The 14,954-nt window shown below is 43.8% G+C and carries 21 protein-coding genes and 1 tRNA gene; 19 read left to right on the top strand and 3 right to left on the bottom strand.

Annotated elements, in window-relative coordinates:
- Window positions 1-15: 15 nt before the first annotated feature.
- Window positions 16-1,002: a UDP-glucose 4-epimerase GalE gene (gene galE / locus WKI49_03385; protein MEJ7621548.1), complete on the bottom strand. Its 987-nt coding sequence runs from the start codon at window positions 1,000-1,002 to the stop codon at window positions 16-18.
- Window positions 1,003-1,016: 14 nt separating this feature from the next.
- A complete protein-coding gene (locus tag WKI49_03380; GenBank protein ID MEJ7621547.1) occupies window positions 1,017-2,210 on the bottom strand; it encodes a (Fe-S)-binding protein in 1,194 nt (397 codons plus the stop codon).
- A gap of 72 nt (window positions 2,211-2,282) precedes the next feature.
- Between WKI49_03380 and WKI49_03375 the strand changes: the two genes are divergently transcribed.
- The 12 genes from WKI49_03375 (at window position 2,283) to WKI49_03320 (ending at window position 10,740) form a co-directional block, all read left to right on the top strand.
- A tRNA-Leu gene (locus WKI49_03375) sits at window positions 2,283-2,369 on the top strand.
- A 19-nt stretch (window positions 2,370-2,388) separates the two neighbouring features.
- Window positions 2,389-3,684: a trigger factor gene (tig, locus tag WKI49_03370; GenBank protein ID MEJ7621546.1), complete on the top strand. Its 1,296-nt coding sequence runs from the start codon at window positions 2,389-2,391 to the stop codon at window positions 3,682-3,684.
- On the top strand, window positions 3,671-4,267 hold the full coding sequence (gene clpP, locus WKI49_03365) for an ATP-dependent Clp endopeptidase proteolytic subunit ClpP (protein MEJ7621545.1): 597 nt from the start codon (window positions 3,671-3,673) through the stop codon (window positions 4,265-4,267). The genes tig and clpP overlap by 14 nt, the downstream gene beginning before the upstream one ends.
- Before the next feature lies 1 nt (window position 4,268).
- The gene (gene clpX, locus WKI49_03360) at window positions 4,269-5,507 is read left to right on the top strand and encodes an ATP-dependent Clp protease ATP-binding subunit ClpX (GenBank protein ID MEJ7621544.1); all 1,239 of its coding nucleotides are present in this window, start codon (window positions 4,269-4,271) and stop codon (window positions 5,505-5,507) included.
- A gap of 12 nt (window positions 5,508-5,519) precedes the next feature.
- Window positions 5,520-5,765 (top strand): hypothetical protein, encoded by a 246-nt coding sequence (locus WKI49_03355; protein MEJ7621543.1) that lies wholly within the window; start codon window positions 5,520-5,522, stop codon window positions 5,763-5,765.
- Window positions 5,766-5,801: 36 nt separating this feature from the next.
- The gene (locus tag WKI49_03350; protein MEJ7621542.1) at window positions 5,802-6,287 is read left to right on the top strand and encodes an OmpH family outer membrane protein; all 486 of its coding nucleotides are present in this window, start codon (window positions 5,802-5,804) and stop codon (window positions 6,285-6,287) included.
- Window positions 6,284-7,282 carry a UDP-3-O-(3-hydroxymyristoyl)glucosamine N-acyltransferase gene (lpxD, locus tag WKI49_03345; GenBank protein ID MEJ7621541.1) on the top strand — a complete coding sequence of 333 codons (999 nt, stop codon included), beginning with the start codon at window positions 6,284-6,286 and terminating at the stop codon, window positions 7,280-7,282. The genes WKI49_03350 and lpxD overlap by 4 nt, the downstream gene beginning before the upstream one ends.
- Window positions 7,254-8,096: an MqnA/MqnD/SBP family protein gene (locus tag WKI49_03340; protein MEJ7621540.1), complete on the top strand. Its 843-nt coding sequence runs from the start codon at window positions 7,254-7,256 to the stop codon at window positions 8,094-8,096. The genes lpxD and WKI49_03340 overlap by 29 nt, the downstream gene beginning before the upstream one ends.
- Complete coding sequence (gene nuoE / locus WKI49_03335) at window positions 8,096-8,566, top strand: NADH-quinone oxidoreductase subunit NuoE (GenBank protein ID MEJ7621539.1); 471 nt, start codon at window positions 8,096-8,098, stop codon at window positions 8,564-8,566. Before WKI49_03340 ends, nuoE begins: the two co-directional genes overlap by 1 nt.
- Window positions 8,541-9,818: an NADH-quinone oxidoreductase subunit F gene (locus tag WKI49_03330; protein ID MEJ7621538.1), complete on the top strand. Its 1,278-nt coding sequence runs from the start codon at window positions 8,541-8,543 to the stop codon at window positions 9,816-9,818. Before nuoE ends, WKI49_03330 begins: the two co-directional genes overlap by 26 nt.
- Window positions 9,815-10,054, top strand: coding sequence for a hypothetical protein (locus tag WKI49_03325; GenBank protein ID MEJ7621537.1), 240 nt, complete (start codon window positions 9,815-9,817; stop codon window positions 10,052-10,054). The genes WKI49_03330 and WKI49_03325 overlap by 4 nt, the downstream gene beginning before the upstream one ends.
- Window positions 10,051-10,740 carry a uracil-DNA glycosylase gene (locus WKI49_03320; GenBank protein MEJ7621536.1) on the top strand — a complete coding sequence of 230 codons (690 nt, stop codon included), beginning with the start codon at window positions 10,051-10,053 and terminating at the stop codon, window positions 10,738-10,740. The genes WKI49_03325 and WKI49_03320 overlap by 4 nt, the downstream gene beginning before the upstream one ends.
- On the opposite strand, the gene WKI49_03315 is transcribed toward WKI49_03320, so the two are convergent.
- Window positions 10,726-11,916 carry a TRC40/GET3/ArsA family transport-energizing ATPase gene (locus tag WKI49_03315; protein ID MEJ7621535.1) on the bottom strand — a complete coding sequence of 397 codons (1,191 nt, stop codon included), beginning with the start codon at window positions 11,914-11,916 and terminating at the stop codon, window positions 10,726-10,728. The two genes, WKI49_03320 and WKI49_03315, sit on opposite strands and share 15 nt — an antisense overlap.
- Before the next feature lie 180 nt (window positions 11,917-12,096).
- Between WKI49_03315 and rplN the strand changes: the two genes are divergently transcribed.
- The 7 genes from rplN to rplR are packed head-to-tail and all read left to right on the top strand — an operon-like array spanning window position 12,097 to window position 14,943.
- Window positions 12,097-12,462 (top strand): 50S ribosomal protein L14, encoded by a 366-nt coding sequence (rplN, locus tag WKI49_03310; protein MEJ7621534.1) that lies wholly within the window; start codon window positions 12,097-12,099, stop codon window positions 12,460-12,462.
- Window positions 12,462-12,818 carry a 50S ribosomal protein L24 gene (gene rplX, locus WKI49_03305; GenBank protein MEJ7621533.1) on the top strand — a complete coding sequence of 119 codons (357 nt, stop codon included), beginning with the start codon at window positions 12,462-12,464 and terminating at the stop codon, window positions 12,816-12,818. Before rplN ends, rplX begins: the two co-directional genes overlap by 1 nt.
- Entirely contained in the window at window positions 12,815-13,384 is a 570-nt protein-coding gene (rplE, locus tag WKI49_03300; GenBank protein MEJ7621532.1) for a 50S ribosomal protein L5, read from the top strand. The genes rplX and rplE overlap by 4 nt, the downstream gene beginning before the upstream one ends.
- A gap of 1 nt (window position 13,385) precedes the next feature.
- The gene (locus WKI49_03295; GenBank protein ID MEJ7621531.1) at window positions 13,386-13,574 is read left to right on the top strand and encodes a type Z 30S ribosomal protein S14; all 189 of its coding nucleotides are present in this window, start codon (window positions 13,386-13,388) and stop codon (window positions 13,572-13,574) included.
- Window positions 13,575-13,585: 11 nt separating this feature from the next.
- Window positions 13,586-13,990 (top strand): 30S ribosomal protein S8, encoded by a 405-nt coding sequence (rpsH, locus tag WKI49_03290; protein ID MEJ7621530.1) that lies wholly within the window; start codon window positions 13,586-13,588, stop codon window positions 13,988-13,990.
- 9 nt (window positions 13,991-13,999) lie between these two features.
- On the top strand, window positions 14,000-14,554 hold the full coding sequence (gene rplF, locus WKI49_03285; GenBank protein ID MEJ7621529.1) for a 50S ribosomal protein L6: 555 nt from the start codon (window positions 14,000-14,002) through the stop codon (window positions 14,552-14,554).
- An 11-nt stretch (window positions 14,555-14,565) separates the two neighbouring features.
- The gene (gene rplR, locus WKI49_03280; protein MEJ7621528.1) at window positions 14,566-14,943 is read left to right on the top strand and encodes a 50S ribosomal protein L18; all 378 of its coding nucleotides are present in this window, start codon (window positions 14,566-14,568) and stop codon (window positions 14,941-14,943) included.
- Window positions 14,944-14,954 lie beyond the last annotated feature (11 nt).

The raw sequence follows: 14,954 nt of genomic DNA, 5'->3' as shown, positions 1-14,954 counted from the left end.
AGCTTTTCCAGGATTTCAAGTTCCATTGGAATAAATATAGGATTTTTCCCAGTCTAAGGCGGTTTTTATGATGAACTCCAAGTTATCATATTGAGGTTTCCAACCAAGAATTTGTCTTGCCTTTTGACTATCCGCTACGAGCATGGGTGGGTCTCCTTCGCGCCTTGGTGCGTATCTCACCTCAAAATCCACACCAGAGACCTCTTTTACCTTTTGCACTACTTCAAGCACCGAGTATCCTCTACCATATCCCACATTAAAGACGTCGCTTTGCCCTCCACTCCTTAGATAGTCTAACGCCTTTAAATGAGCCTCGCATAGGTCCATAACATGCACGTAGTCTCTTATGCACGTCCCGTCAGGTGTTGGATAATCTGTTCCAAAGACCTCCATGTAGGGAAACTGCCCAGTTGCAGTCTTTACTGCTCTTAGAATGAGATGTGTTGGTTCTTTGCTTACTTGTCCTATCTTTCCCTCTGGGTCTGCACCCGCTACGTTGAAATACCTGAGGATGGCATACTTTAAGCCTGTGGTATAGGAGAAGTCTTTTATTGCCTGCTCTGTAAATAGCTTGCTCCAGCCGTAGGGATTAATAGGCTTTGTTGGGTCATCCTCTTTTACTGGGACTTTATCTGGTATGCCATAAACTGCAGCGGTGGATGAAAATATGAGATACTGCGTCCCAGCTCTTTGCATAGCCTGAAGAAGGTTGAGAGTTCCCAGAAAGTTGTTCTCGTAATATAGCAGTGGCTTTCTAACGCTTTCTGGGACTTTTACCTTTGCAGCAAAGTGAATAACCGCTTCCGGCTTAAACTCAAGCAGGACTTCCTCAAGGGCTTTGTAGTTGAGAAGGTCTACCACCTTGAGGTCTCCGTATAGCACCGCCCAAGGGTTGCCATCTGAGAGGTTGTCTACAGTAAGGACTTGGTATCCCCTCTCACCTAAGAGCTTTACCATATGAGAGCCTATATAGCCTGCTCCTCCCGTTACTAATATTCGCATAGTGCAATTATATATCAATCCTCAAGGTTTTGTGCCAGATAGTCCGCCAAATGCAAGACCTCCTGTCCAGTTTTGTGTTTTTTAACTCCATCCTTTAAATTAAGCACACAGCCTGGGCAGGTGGTAAGCACCACATCCGCTTGAGTTTTCTGAAGGTCTTGGACCTTTTCCTTCTGTATTTGGTCTGACATTTTGGGGTTTGTTATGGAAAAGAGCCCTGCAAAGCCACAGCAAGACTTGTCCTTTTCCGCCTTTCTCACTTCGTCACCTTCAATCCTTTCCATTACACCGTAGAAGACCTTGTCGCTTGTTTTCATGGCACTATAAGAGTGGCAGGGCACGTGGAAGGTAAGCCTTTTTCCAGAGCCTTTGAATTTCAAAGGGCTTTTGAAGACTATTTCCGCAAAGTCGTAGACGGGTTTTTGCAGTTTATAGTCTTCCTGCAAAGCTCCACCACATGTGGGACAGGCAACCACCACTGCGTCAAACTCATACTTTTCCATCTCTTTGAGGTTATGGTCTCTTAATCTCTCAAAGGCAGGAAGGTTTCCAGAGTAGTAATGGGGTGCACCACAGCACTTTATATCCTCTGGGACAACCACCGTGTAGCCTGCTTTGTTCATTAGCCTTATGACGTTCTCACCCGTCTTTCCATAAAAGGCATCTATCATACAGCCTGTGAAAAAAAGGAGCTTTCCCTTTTCTTCCTGAGCCTTAAAGACCTTACCTCTTAGTCCAAAAGCCTCTGCAGTAGGCTTTGGCATAAACTTCACCGCACCGGTGGGAAAGGGCGTTTTTATCTCTCCAAAAGGCAAGGGACTAAGAAGTTTACCAGCCAGTTTTAACACCTTTCTACCTGCCTTTGACTGCAAGAGCTCCAAAGACTTCAGACCAAGACTTTTTACCATTCCCTGTCCCAAATTTTCCCTTTGCATATCTCTTGCATGGACCAAAATCTCCTTATATTCCACGTTATTGGGACATATCCACTCACATCTTCTACACATGGCACACTGGTCCCATTGCTTGGCAACCTCTTCAGAGAGGGGTAGCTCTCCCTTTACCACCATCTCCGCAAGGGCAAGCCTTCCACGTGCAAAGCCAGCCTCCTCTTGTATGTATGGATATGTGGGGCATACGGACTTACAAAGTCCACATTTTACGCACTTTTGAGCAAGGTCAAGAGGCATCTCTATAAACTTCTCCATAGTCCATGTAAATATAGGGCTTTTGTAAAAGGTTGAATTGACCAAAAGCAGGTTATAATTTTGTATTCTTGAGCGGGTGTGGCGGAACTGGCAGACGCGCAGGACTTAGGATCCTGTGGGCTTACGCCCGTGAGGGTTCGACTCCCTCCACCCGCACCAAAAAAAATAGGAGGTGTGTATGAAGGTAAGCGTAGAGGATAGACAAGGACTTTTTAAAAACCTTAAAGTGGAAGTGGAAGGTGATGTGGTAAAGTCCGCACTTGATGAGGTATACAACTACCTTAAAGAGAATGCGGAAGTGGAAGGCTTTAGAAAAGGTAAAGCACCCCTTTGGATTATAAGAGCCAAGTTTAGGGAATACATAAAAGAAGAGGTAGGTAAAAAGGTAGCAAACGCCACTTTGGCAAGTGCAATACAAGCAAGTGGACTAAAGCCTGTGGCGGACATATACCTTGAAAAGGTGGAGTTAGAAGAAAAAGAGCAAAGACTAAGCTACAGCGTATACTTTGAAGTGCCTCCTGAGTTTGAATTGCAAAAAGTAGAAGGTCTTGAGGTGGAGATAAAAAAGCTTGAGTTCAGTGAAGACCTCGTAAAGCAGAGGATAGAGGAAATAAGGCAAGAGCACGTAGTTTGGGAACCCGTGGAAAGAGAGGTAAAGGAAGGAGACTTAGTAGTTGTGGAATACAAGGTTCAAGAGTTAGAGAGTGGAGAATCCACAGAAGGAGAAACTTCTGGAGTTATCGGCACAAAGACCTTTAGGGAAGAGATAGAGAAGGAGCTTATAGGCAAAAGGGAAGGCGATAGCTTTGTGCTTGAGGATTTAACCCTTTACGATGTGGAAGGTAAACCCGCTGGAAAGGCAAGGGTAGAAATCACCGTGAAGAGTGTAAAGGAAAAAGTGCTTCCAGAGTTAAACGATGACTTTGCGAAGGAGCTCGGACTTGGTGAGACCTGGACAGAAGCGGAGGAGAAGATAAGGCAAGAGGTAAAAGCCAACTTAGAAAACTTAAAAAAGGCTATGATATCGGATGCGGTAGCCATAAAGTTAGTTCAGCTCCACGAGTTTGAGATACCTCAAACACTCCTTCAAAGGGAGCTATCACACCTTGTGGAAAGAAGGGTAAGGGAGCTATCTCAATGGGGTATAGACCCTAAGTATCTGGATTACAGAGCTATAGCTCAAGAGCTAACACCACAAGCGGTCTTTAACATAAAGCTAAGATACATCTTAGATAAATACGCTCAACAAAAAAACATAGAGGTTAGCAATGAAGAAATCCAGCAAAGGATAGAAGCCTTGGCACAAGCTTATGAACGCACGGCAGAAGAAATGAGGGAGTTTTTGGAAAGGGAAAACCTACTGCCAGTCCTTGAGGAGGACATAAAGAGAGAAAAGGCGTTTGAAGACATAATTTCAAAGGCGGTAGTAAAGGAGATAGAAGAGAAGAAGGAGGAGAAAAATGAGAATACTTGACCAGCTTGTTCCTATAGTAATTGAGCAAACTCCGAGAGGTGAAAGGGCTTACGATATATACTCAAGGCTCCTGCAAGATAGAATAGTTTTGCTCGGTTTCCCCATAGATGACCATGTGGCTAACCTCATTGTTGCTCAGCTTCTTTTTCTTGAAGCTCAAGACCCAGAAAAGGACATATACATGTATATAAACTCACCCGGTGGGTCTGTCACTGCAGGCATGGCAATATACGACACCATGCAATACATAAAGCCTGACGTGGTTACCATATGCCTTGGTCAAGCAGCATCTATGGGTGCGGTTTTGCTCGCTGCGGGTGCAAAGGGTAAAAGATATGCACTGCCTCACGCAAGGATAATGATACACCAACCTCTCGGAGGCATATCGGGTCAAGCAACGGATATAATAATCCATGCGGAGGAGATAAGAAGGATAAAGAACATGCTCAATGAAATCCTTGCAAAACACACAGGACAGCCCTTAGAGAAGATAGAAAGGGATGTGGAAAGGGACTATTTTATGTCCGCATATGAGGCTATGGAATACGGTATAGTGGACAAAGTTATAGAAAAAAGGAGCTAAAATGTCAAGGAAAAGGCAAGTAAACCACTGCTCTTTTTGTGGAAGGTCTCAGAGCGAAGTTTTGGTGCTGATAGCAGGACCAAACGACACCTTTATATGCGACCGGTGTGTAGAGGTATGCAACAACATAATAAAGGAGCAGAAAAAGCACCTCAGCTACAGCTTTTCAAGGGAAATTCCAACACCTGAAGAAATAAAGAGACAGCTTGACCAATATGTTATAGGTCAAGAAAGAGCCAAAAAGGTTCTCTCTGTGGCGGTATACAATCACTACAAGAGAATAAGGGCGAAGGAACTCGGTCTCAATCTTGACGACGTGGAAGTGGAAAAAAGCAATATATTACTGATAGGTCCCACTGGCTCTGGAAAAACTCTACTGGCAAAGACTCTGGCAAAGATATTAGACGTGCCCTTTGCCATATCCGATGCAACCACCCTTACAGAAGCAGGCTATGTGGGTGAGGATGTGGAAAACGTCCTTGTAAGGCTTTTGCAAAATTGCGGATATGACGTAAAAGCTGCACAAAGAGGCATTGTATACATAGACGAAATAGACAAGATAGCAAAAAAGACAGGTATAAACCCTTCTATAACGAGAGACGTTTCTGGCGAAGGCGTTCAACAAGCCCTCTTGAAGATAATAGAGGGGACCATCTCCAACGTGCCACCACAGGGAGGAAGAAAGCACCCTCACCAAGAGTTCATACAGGTAGACACCACAGACATTCTCTTTATCTGCGGTGGTGCCTTTGTGGGGCTTGAAGACATAATAAAAAGAAGACTTGGAAAGTCTGTGGTAGGCTTTGAGGCGGAGATAAGAAAGTTTGACAAGGGAGAAAACCCACTCCACTTTGTGGAAGTAGATGACCTTATACACTATGGGCTCATACCAGAGTTTGTGGGCAGGCTTCCTGTAATTGCGGTCCTTGATGAGCTAACAGAGGAAGAGCTAATAAGGGTGCTTGTTGAACCAAGAAATGCACTTGTTAAGCAGTATAAGAAGCTTTTTGAAATGGAAGGTGTAGAACTTGAGTTTACAGAGGATGCACTGGTGGAAATAGCAAGAGAAGCTATAAGACGGAAAACTGGTGCAAGAGGTCTTAGGGCTATCATGGAAGAGATAATGCTTGATGTGATGTTTGAAATACCCTCTAAGCGTGATGTGAAAAAGGTGCTTGTAAATGCACAAGTAGTAAAAGACAAGCTAAAGCCTATATACATAATGAAAGAAGCGGTATAAAGGAGATGAGTCATGAGGTATATGGAGCTTACTCCAGACTTGTATACGGGCGTAAAGGAAATGGATGACCAGCATCAAGGCATAGTGGACAGGATAAACACTCTTGCAAACCTTTTTACCAAATTGGATAAGGAGATGCAGGATAAAAAGCAGGCAAGACAAGCCTTAGCAATACTTACAGGATGGCTTTATGGTCATGTGGGTAGGGTAGACAAAAGATACGGAGAGTTCCATTCAAAACTTTACACGTCTGCCTAATTTAGTGGTATGCTTTTTAGTAAGGAGGTTATGGTTATGAAAAAAGCTCTTCTTGTAGTTGCCCTCTTTTCTGGTTTTAGCTTTGCCCAGCAAAAGTTTGCTTGCATTGACCCAAATAGGATTCTTTCAGAATCCCAGCTTGTAAAGGACAAGGAATCTCAGCTAAGAGCCAAAGTGGAAGAGTATCAAAAACAGCTTGACCAGATAAACAAGAGGCTTGAAGACCTTCGAAAACAGATAGAAAGCAGGGGAATAGCTCAAAATGTAAGAGAACAGAGGATAAGGGAATATCAGAGAGTGGAAGCTGAAGGAATAGAACTACAGCAAAAGGCACAAAGAGAAATTGCGGAGATGAGGGAAAAGTTAGAAGGAGAGATAGTATCAAGAGTAAGGAAAATATCCGAAGACATAGCAAAGAGGGAAGGCTTTACAGGTGTTATTGACTGCACTGTATTCATATACAGGTCTGCGGAGATAGACATAACTGCGGAGGTAATCCAAAGGTTAGACCAGCAAAGATGAAGCTCTTAGACCTTGCAAAGCTTTTAGAGGGTGAAGTTGTTGGAAACCCTCATATGGAGGTAGAGGGTATATCATCACCAGAAAATCCAAAAAAGGGGACGCTTGTCTTTCTGCAAGACGTAAAGGTTTTGGAGGATTTAAAGGGTATGCAAATAGTCCCAGTGGTATCTCAGAGCATTGACTTTCCCACATACATAAGGGTTAAAAACGTGAGGCTTGCCCTTGCACGCTTTTTGTCTTACTTCTACCAAGAGAGACATCCCTCTGGCATATCCGATAAGGCTTACATAGAAGAGGGTGTAAAGTTAGGGAAGGATGTGTATGTGGCACCCTTCGTTTATTTGGGGAAGAATGTGGTGCTTGAGGATGGGGTAAAGGTTTATCCCTTTTGCTACATAGGGGAAGGTGTGAGGATAGGCAAAAACAGCGTGCTTTTCAGCGGAGTTCATGTGTATCCCTACTGTGTGATAGGTGAGGGTGTGAGGATTCATAGTGGTTCTGTTATAGGTGCGGACGGCTTTGGCTACTATGTGGGTCCAGAGGGCGTTTTTAAGCTAAACCACATAGGTAAAGTAGTCATCCAAGACCGTGTGGAGATAGGTGCAAACACCTGCATAGATAGGGCTCTTATAGACCAGACAATTATAGGCGAAAATACCAAGATAGATAACTTGGTGCAGATAGGACACAACTGCAAGATAGGTGAGGGTAATATTATAGTGTCCCAAGTGGGACTTTCTGGTAGTGTAAGGACAGGCAAGGGAGTAGTCTTGGCAGGACAGGTGGGTGTGGCAGACCATGTGGAGATAGGAGATGGTGCTGTTGTATCTGCAAAGGCGGGGGTATCAAAGAGCCTTGAAGGTGGAAAGGTATACGGTGGAAGTATTCCAGCTATGGAGTGGTCTAAATGGAAAAGAATTTACGCCTATATTTTAAAACTGCCAGAACTCTTTAAGGAGAAAAGGCATGAGGATAAGGATAGCCCACAGCCCTGACTCGGACGATGCCTTTATGTTTTATGCTCTGACCGCTGGCAAGATAGACACAGAGGGTTTGGAGATTGAGCATGTGCTTGCGGACATTGAAACCCTTAATAGGGAAGCTCTAAAAGGGACTTATGAGGTCTCCGCCATATCCTTTCATGCCTATCCTTATGTGGCAGACAAATATCTGGTGCTACCCAGTGGTGGAAGTGTGGGAGAAGGCTACGGACCTATAGTGGTCGCCAAGGAGCATTTAGAAGACTTAAGGGGTAAAAGGGTCGCAATTCCAGGAAGGCTTACCACTGCATATCTTGTCCTAAAGCTCTACGAACCAGACTTCGAGGAAGTCCTTTTCCCTTTTGACAAGGTCTTAGATGCGGTTGCGGAGGGTATAGTGGACGCAGGGCTTGTTATACATGAAGGACAGCTTAGTTATCAAGATAGGGGTCTAAAAAAGGTTGTTGACCTGGGTCAATGGTGGATGGAGAAGACCAATCTTGTGCTTCCTCTTGGTGGCAATATTATAAGAAAAGACCTCGGTGTTGAGATAATAAGGAAGATGGAGAGGTTAATGAGAAGGAGTATAGAGTATGCATTACAGCATAGGGAAGAAGCCCTAAGCTTTGCCAGAGAGTATGCAAGGGATATAAAAGAAGACACAGAAAGAACCAACAGGTTTGTAAGCATGTATGTAAACCACAGAACCTTAGATTATGGAGAGGATGGCAGGCGTGCGGTAAGACTTTTGCTACAGATGGGAATAGAAAGGAATATAATAGAAGCTAATATGCCAGAAGTGATATTCAGCGACGAGGTGAAAGACTAATGAGTGTCTTGCCACAGGAACTAATGGAAAAGCTAAGGGAACATGTGGAGTATTTTCCAAGAAAGGAACAGGCGGTGTTGCTTTGTCTCCATGAAGTCCAAGACTACTACGGACATATACCCTTTTTTGCCTTGGAGGAGGTGGCAAAACTCTTGGAAGTGCCACTAAGCCACGTGGAAAATGTGGTCTCCTTCTACGATATGTTTGACAGGGGAGAACCTGCAAGACATAGGATAAGGGTTTGTGTAAGCGTTGTGTGTAATCTTATGAACTCTAACAAGGTGCTAAATGCCTTAAGGGAGCTACTTGGCATCTCCTTAGGTGAGACCACAAGGGATGGAAGGTTTAAGCTCATAGGGGTGCAATGCATAGGTGCATGCTCAGAGGCACCTTGTTTCATGGTAGATAACGACACCTATAAATTTGAATCAAAGGAGAAGCTACATGAGATCCTATCCCGTTATACCTGAAATATACGCAGAAACAACGCTTAACCTTTTGTTAAAAAGGGCTAAAAAGCCAAGAGTTCACACCATAGAGGATTATCTAAAAGACGGTGGCTATCAGGCTTTGGAAAAAGCACTTAACATGAAACCTGAGGAGATAATAGACTGGGTGGACAAAAGCCAGCTCAGGGGCAGAGGAGGTGCAGGCTTTCCCACAGGTAGAAAGTGGAAGTTTGCGGTTCAAAACCCAGCACCGAGATATCTCATATGCAATGCGGACGAATCTGAACCCGGCACCTTCAAGGACAGAATACTCATAGAAAGAGACCCACACCTTCTCATAGAAGGTATGATAATCTCTGCCTACGCCATAGGGGCAAATGAGGCTTTCATATACATAAGGGGTGAGTATCCTGCGGGATACTATATCCTCAGGGATGCCATAGAGGAGGCAAAGAAGAAGGGTTTTCTTGGGAAAAACATACTGGGCTCTGGCTTTGACCTTGAGATTTATGTGGCAAGAGGTGCAGGTGCCTACATATGCGGAGAAGAGAGTGCACTCATTGAATCTCTTGAAGGTAAGAGAGGCTTTCCAAGGATAAAACCACCCTTTCCTGTTCAATATGGTCTTTGGGGAAGACCTACTGTGGTAAACAACGTGGAAACCCTTTGCAACATTCCTCTCATAGTGGGTATGGGTTGGGAAGAGTATCGCTACATAGGACCAAGCGACTATCCGGGTCCCAAGCTCTTTCCTGTAAGTGGAAAAGTGAAAAAGCCAGGGGTCTATGAGCTCCCCATGAACACCACCCTCAGAGAAGTTATCTTCAAGTATGCGGGAGGAACTATTGGAAACAAGAAGATTAAGGCAGTATTCTCCGGAGCCCTTGACTGTTTTTCCGCAGAGGAGTTAGACACACCCATGGACTACTCGCCCTTTGGCTTTGGCGGGACGGGAACGGTTATAGTCCTGACAGAAGAAGACGATATAGTCCAAGCTTGCCTGTGGGTAGCAGAGTTTTACGCTCATGAGAGCTGTGGTCAATGCACGCCCTGTAGGGTTGGCACTTATGAACAGGCTAATCTCCTTGAGAAGATAGTGCACTACGAAGCGGATGAAAGAGAATGGGTAGGCTTTGAGTTTGTGAACTCACACATACAGCCCACTTCTATCTGTGGTCTTGGTGCAGTTGCAGGTAGGCTAATTCGTCAAGCTATGCAGAAGTTTCCACAAGAATGGGAAAAATACAGAAAGCAAGTAAAATTAGGAGCATGAGGCTCTTTCTCTTGTCTTTCTTTGCCATTTACCTTGCTTACGCCTCAGAAGGGCGAAAGTGCGAAAGCAATCCTTTAAAGGATAAGGAATACTGTAGATACTTTTGGAGTATATGCAAAAATCTTGGTTTAAAGAGGCTTGATGGTATAAGAAGCTGTTTAGAAAAGAGCCAAAGTTATGAAGAAGGCGTAAAGTGCTTTGAAAGGTCTTGGCTTGAAGACCTCTTTAAAAGATGAAGACTTTGAAGCATACTATAAGGTCTCTTATAGAAATTGGCTTTGACGTTTTGTATATAGAAAAAGAAGCTCCGCAAAGTCAGGTAGAGCCTTCACAAAAGCTCAAAGAACCTACCCAGAGCAAAGAGGAAATGTTGAAGGCTTTGTATAGAAAACTTGAGGAAGAGAGAAAGTGCATCCTCTACGAGGGGGCAAGCGGTTATGTCTTTGGGGAAGGGAATCCCTATTCGCCTGTGGTCTTTGTAGGCGAAGCACCGGGAGAAGAAGAAGACCAACAGAAAAGACCCTTTGTGGGTAGAGCGGGAAGGTATTTAAATCAAAAACTCCAAGAGGTGGGTCTAAGACGAGAGGAAGTATACATAACCAACGTGGTAAAGTCCAGACCGCCCGGCAATAGAAAGCCTACTCCAAAGGAAATGCAAACCTGCCTACCCTACCTTAGAAAGGAGATAGAGATAATAAACCCAAAGCTGATAGTTTGTCTTGGTGCGACCGCCCTTGAGGGAATATTAGGAAAATCTCTACCCATATCCAAGTATAGAGGTCAATTTTTTGAATATCCATACAACAGAAGAATAAAAGTCTTCCTTACATACCATCCCGCTTACATCCTTAGAAACCCCAGTGGAGAAAAGGAGTTTGTGGAGGACCTAAAAAGAATAAAGGAATTTCTAAGTAGCCTTTGAGAGAAAGACCTTCAAATAGCCTTCTTCAATCTTTGCACCCACTGGCTCGTAGTCTCTGAGCTTTCTTGGTAGGAGTATGTGGCTCTTGAAGTTTCTCCACCGGATAACTATCTCACCTTCGCTTTTAAGGACAGACAAACCATCCTTTGTGAGGAAGGGTGCCTTAAGTTTTATCATATAATCTCCATTTTGCTCTATAAACTCATAGGGCTTTTCCTTGTGGAAAACTCTTATGGGGTCTGTATCACCATATATAAGGTCAGAGAGTATTTTCAATCTTTCTTCACCTACTATTTCATCCTCCATAAGTGGAACTGTAAAGACTGGAACTGGATGAAAGAGGGCATGCATATCCTCAAGATGTTTTTTCTGTGTTAGCACCCATTTTGAAAAGTGCTCGCAGTCTTCCACAAAAGGTGGTAAAACCTTGTTGACCACCACCGCATCCACGTTTACCCCAAACAGGTTAAAATACATAAAGGCTCTCTGGCTTTCTTTGAGAACCATCTTTTCTGGGTTTGCCACAAGCCTTACAGAGGTTATCTCGGGGTCAACAAGAAGCTCGTCCACTCCCTTTAGCTTTTCGTAGAAATTTTCAAGGGCTTTGAAGTATTCGTCATCGGGTATGGGGACATCGGTAAGGCGTCGTGCTACAGGTCTTGCCACTTTGAGTATAGTCCTTTCCACGTTAAATATCTTTCTCATATACCACTTAAGCACTGTAGGCATGGACACAAAGCGCAAGGACTCGCCAGTAGGCGGTAGGTCAAGCACCAAGGCGTCAAACTCTCCATCTTTGTAGTATTTGTTTACATATAGAAGGCTGGTGACCTCCTCCATACCCGGCAGTATGGCAAGCTCCTCGGATACTACTTGGTCAAGCCCGGTGGTATTGAAAAGAAGCTCCAAAAACCTATAAACATCTCCCCAATATCTGTCCACCTCTTCCTGTATGTCTATCTCCTGTATGTATAGGTTTTCAGAAATCTTTATAGGTAGTCCCTTTGCTTTGGTCTTTTCTTCCTCTGGAATATCAAAGGCATCTCCCAGACTGTGAGCTGGGTCAAGAGAAACCACTATAGTCTTATAGCCAAGAGTTGACAGCTTATAGGCGGTTGCTGCGGAAATTGTAGTCTTGCCTACTCCACCCTTGCCGGAAAAGAGGATAACTCTCATAACCTATAAGTATAATACTCAACAAAGAACTTTTAGGGCTTTTCTTAGCCATTCGTGCCTTTATTTTACCTCTTGACAAAAAGCTATAATTTAGGTTAAAATGGTAAGCCTTAGCTGGAAGTCCCATAAGTAGGGGCTAACTTGTTGTATAATTCTTAGATTGTAGTAGAGGTGGAAACCATGTTGCAGAGGCAGAGTTATGCAAACGTGGCGGATAATTCAGGAGCTAAAAAGGTTCAGATAATAGGTATACCCTATGCACCAAGAAAGTATGCAACCTTGGGTGATGTAGTGACTGTTACTGTAAAAGTGGCAGCACCCAATAGCCCTGCAAAGAAAGGCAAGGTATACAGAGCTGTAGTGGTTAGAACGAAAAAGGAAGTGAGGCGCCCAGACGGTAGCTATATAAAGTTTGACGACAATGCGGTAGTCCTTCTAAACCAGTATGGAGAACCTCTTGGGACCCGTATACTTGGACCCATAGCCAGAGAGGTTAGAAACAGAGGTTTTACCAAATTGGCATCTCTTGCTCCGGAGGTAGTGTGATGGCTCATAAGATAAAGAAGGGTGATACAGTGGTTGTCCTAAGAGGAAAGGAAAGGGGTAAAACAGGAGAAGTAATAAAAGTCCTCAGAGAAGAAAACAGGGTTATAGTAAAGAATGTAAACCTTGTGAAAAAACATGTAAAGGGAATTCCCAACGTAAGAGAAGGTGGAATATACGAAATAGAAGCTCCTATACACATCAGCAACGTTATGCTTATCTGTCCAAAATGTGGGAAACCTACAAGGGTTGGAATAAGGACGGTGGTGGAAGGAGAGGTCCTAAGAAAATACAGATACTGTAAGAAATGCAACGAAAATATTGACCTCATAAGAGAAAAAGCGAGGGTTAGAGCATGAGCGTAGAAACCAAGTATGTTCCAAGACTTTACAGAAAGTATAAGGAAGAAGTTGTTCCACAGCTCATAAACCGCTTTGGCTACAAAAACCCAATGGAAGTGCCAAAGATAGTCAAGATAGTGGTTAACATGGGTGTTGGTGAAGCGGTTAACGACATAAAATACCTTGAAAGGGCTATAGAGGACCTCAGGGCTATAACTGGTCAGCATCCTGCAATTAGAAGGGCAAAGAAATCTGAGGCTGGTTTTAAGCTTAGAAAGGGTATGCCGGTGGGTCTAAAGGTAACCCTCAGAAAGGAAAGGATGTGGGACTTTTTAGATAAGCTTATATGTGTTGCACTGCCAAGGGTGAAGGACTTTAAAGGTCTCAATCCAAGGTCCTTTGATGGCAGAGGAAACTACGCCTTTGGTATTGCAGAGCAGATAGTCTTTCCGGAGATAGACTATGAGAAGGTGGATGCCATAAGGGGTATGGATATTATAATTCATACCACAGCAGAAACAGACGAGGAAGCCTTTTGGCTTCTTTCTTTGCTGGGGCTTCCCATAAGAAGTGTAGGAGGTTAATATGGCAAGGAAAGCAAAAGTTGCAAAGGATGTGCTTCACTTCCCTAAATATGTGGTAAGACAGAAAAACAGATGTCCTTTGTGTGGTAGACCAAGAGGTTTTATAAGACAATTTGGTATGTGTAGGCTTTGCTTTAGAGAGCTCGCCCTTAGGGGTGAAATCCCAGGTATTAGAAAAGCAAGTTGGTAAGGAGGTAGAAGATGGACCCAGTAGCGGATATGTTTTCTGCGATAAAGAACGCCATAAGAAGAAGGAAAGACTACGTGGATACACCCTCCTCAAAACTAAAAGAGGCTATTTTGGAGCTCCTTAAAAAGGAGGGTTATATAAGGGACTGGGAAAGGCTTGAGGAAAACAAAAAAGGCACACAGTACACACTAAGGATACACCTTAAATACCTTGACCCTAAAAAGGAGAAAAGTGTCATTTCTGAAATCAAGAAGGTTTCCAAACCTGGAAGGAGGGTATACGTTCCAAAGCATAAGATACCTTACGTGCAAAAGGGTCTTGGTATAGCTATACTTTCCACAGACGCTGGCATTATTACAGACCACGATGCAAGGAAACTTGGTAAAGGTGGAGAATTAATAGCATATGTTTGGTGAGGTGCGGACATGTCAAGAATAGGCAAGAAACCAATTGAAATTCCCGCAGGTGTTAAGGTAAGCATCCAAGAGGGTGAAATTAGGGTTGAAGGACCAAAGGGCAAGCTGTCTATGAAGCTCCATCCGGACATAAGTGTAAGGCTGGAAGGCAACACCATAAGGGTAGAAAGACCCACAGACCTACCCTTTCATCGGGCTATGCATGGCACCACTGCAGCACTTATCAGAAACATGATAAAAGGGGTTACTGAAGGCTACACAAAGGTGCTTGAGGTGGTGGGTCTTGGTTATAGGGCTGCGGTCAAGGGTAATAACTTAGAGCTTAATCTTGGATTTTCTCACCCTGTGATTTACCCTATTCCCCCAGACGTGAAGATAGAGGTCAAGGAAAACAAAATATATGTAAGTGGTATAGACAAAGCCAGGGTAGGTCAGGTGTGTGCTCAAATAAGAGCCTTCAAAAAACCCGATGCATATAAGGGTAAAGGTATAAGGTACGAAGGTGAAGTTCTCAGACTAAAGGCAGGAAAGGCTGCTGGAAAGGGTAAGGGTGGTAAAAAGTAAGGAGGTGAAATATGGCAAAGCTAAATAGACATGAGAAAAGGGAAAGGAGACACAAAAGAATAAGGAAGAAGATATCTGGAACTCCTGAAAGACCAAGGTTGTGTGTCTACAGAAGTCTTAATGCCTTCTACGCACAGATTATTGATGATTCTGGAGGACAATCAAGGACTTTAGTCTCCGCTTCCTCTATAGACCGTGAGTATGTTCAACTAACAGGCAAAAGGGGTGGAAAGTCTATACAGGACGTGCAAAAGGTTGCGGAGCTCCTTGTCAAAAGGGCTATGGAGAAGGGTATAAAAAAGGTGGTTTTTGATAGAGGTGGTTTCCTTTACCACGGAAAGATAAAGGCTTTTGCAGATAAATGCAGAGAACTTGGTCTTGAATTCTAAAGGAGGCAAAG

The sequence above is a fragment of the Aquificaceae bacterium genome (genome assembly GCA_037722135.1).
GTDB classification, from domain to species: Bacteria; Aquificota; Aquificia; order Aquificales; family Aquificaceae; genus Pampinifervens; species Pampinifervens sericum.
The sequence above is the reverse complement of the archived record's forward strand: the minus strand, read 5'-3'. Positions and strand labels throughout refer to the sequence as shown.

What these genes read in the sequence shown, in the direction of transcription:
- galE (MEJ7621548.1), bottom strand. Translation starts at nt 1,002, where the DNA reads ATGCGAATATTAGTAACGGGAGGAGCAGGCTATATAGGCTCTCATATG.
- WKI49_03380 (MEJ7621547.1), bottom strand. Translation starts at nt 2,210, where the DNA reads ATGGAGAAGTTTATAGAGATGCCTCTTGACCTTGCTCAAAAGTGCGTA.
- tig (MEJ7621546.1), top strand. Translation starts at nt 2,389, where the DNA reads ATGAAGGTAAGCGTAGAGGATAGACAAGGACTTTTTAAAAACCTTAAA.
- clpP (MEJ7621545.1), top strand. Translation starts at nt 3,671, where the DNA reads ATGAGAATACTTGACCAGCTTGTTCCTATAGTAATTGAGCAAACTCCG.
- clpX (MEJ7621544.1), top strand. Translation starts at nt 4,269, where the DNA reads ATGTCAAGGAAAAGGCAAGTAAACCACTGCTCTTTTTGTGGAAGGTCT.
- WKI49_03355 (MEJ7621543.1), top strand. Translation starts at nt 5,520, where the DNA reads ATGAGGTATATGGAGCTTACTCCAGACTTGTATACGGGCGTAAAGGAA.
- WKI49_03350 (MEJ7621542.1), top strand. Translation starts at nt 5,802, where the DNA reads ATGAAAAAAGCTCTTCTTGTAGTTGCCCTCTTTTCTGGTTTTAGCTTT.
- lpxD (MEJ7621541.1), top strand. Translation starts at nt 6,284, where the DNA reads ATGAAGCTCTTAGACCTTGCAAAGCTTTTAGAGGGTGAAGTTGTTGGA.
- WKI49_03340 (MEJ7621540.1), top strand. Translation starts at nt 7,254, where the DNA reads ATGAGGATAAGGATAGCCCACAGCCCTGACTCGGACGATGCCTTTATG.
- nuoE (MEJ7621539.1), top strand. Translation starts at nt 8,096, where the DNA reads ATGAGTGTCTTGCCACAGGAACTAATGGAAAAGCTAAGGGAACATGTG.
- WKI49_03330 (MEJ7621538.1), top strand. Translation starts at nt 8,541, where the DNA reads ATGAGATCCTATCCCGTTATACCTGAAATATACGCAGAAACAACGCTT.
- WKI49_03325 (MEJ7621537.1), top strand. Translation starts at nt 9,815, where the DNA reads ATGAGGCTCTTTCTCTTGTCTTTCTTTGCCATTTACCTTGCTTACGCC.
- WKI49_03320 (MEJ7621536.1), top strand. Translation starts at nt 10,051, where the DNA reads ATGAAGACTTTGAAGCATACTATAAGGTCTCTTATAGAAATTGGCTTT.
- WKI49_03315 (MEJ7621535.1), bottom strand. Translation starts at nt 11,916, where the DNA reads ATGAGAGTTATCCTCTTTTCCGGCAAGGGTGGAGTAGGCAAGACTACA.
- rplN (MEJ7621534.1), top strand. Translation starts at nt 12,097, where the DNA reads ATGTTGCAGAGGCAGAGTTATGCAAACGTGGCGGATAATTCAGGAGCT.
- rplX (MEJ7621533.1), top strand. Translation starts at nt 12,462, where the DNA reads ATGGCTCATAAGATAAAGAAGGGTGATACAGTGGTTGTCCTAAGAGGA.
- rplE (MEJ7621532.1), top strand. Translation starts at nt 12,815, where the DNA reads ATGAGCGTAGAAACCAAGTATGTTCCAAGACTTTACAGAAAGTATAAG.
- WKI49_03295 (MEJ7621531.1), top strand. Translation starts at nt 13,386, where the DNA reads ATGGCAAGGAAAGCAAAAGTTGCAAAGGATGTGCTTCACTTCCCTAAA.
- rpsH (MEJ7621530.1), top strand. Translation starts at nt 13,586, where the DNA reads ATGGACCCAGTAGCGGATATGTTTTCTGCGATAAAGAACGCCATAAGA.
- rplF (MEJ7621529.1), top strand. Translation starts at nt 14,000, where the DNA reads ATGTCAAGAATAGGCAAGAAACCAATTGAAATTCCCGCAGGTGTTAAG.
- rplR (MEJ7621528.1), top strand. Translation starts at nt 14,566, where the DNA reads ATGGCAAAGCTAAATAGACATGAGAAAAGGGAAAGGAGACACAAAAGA.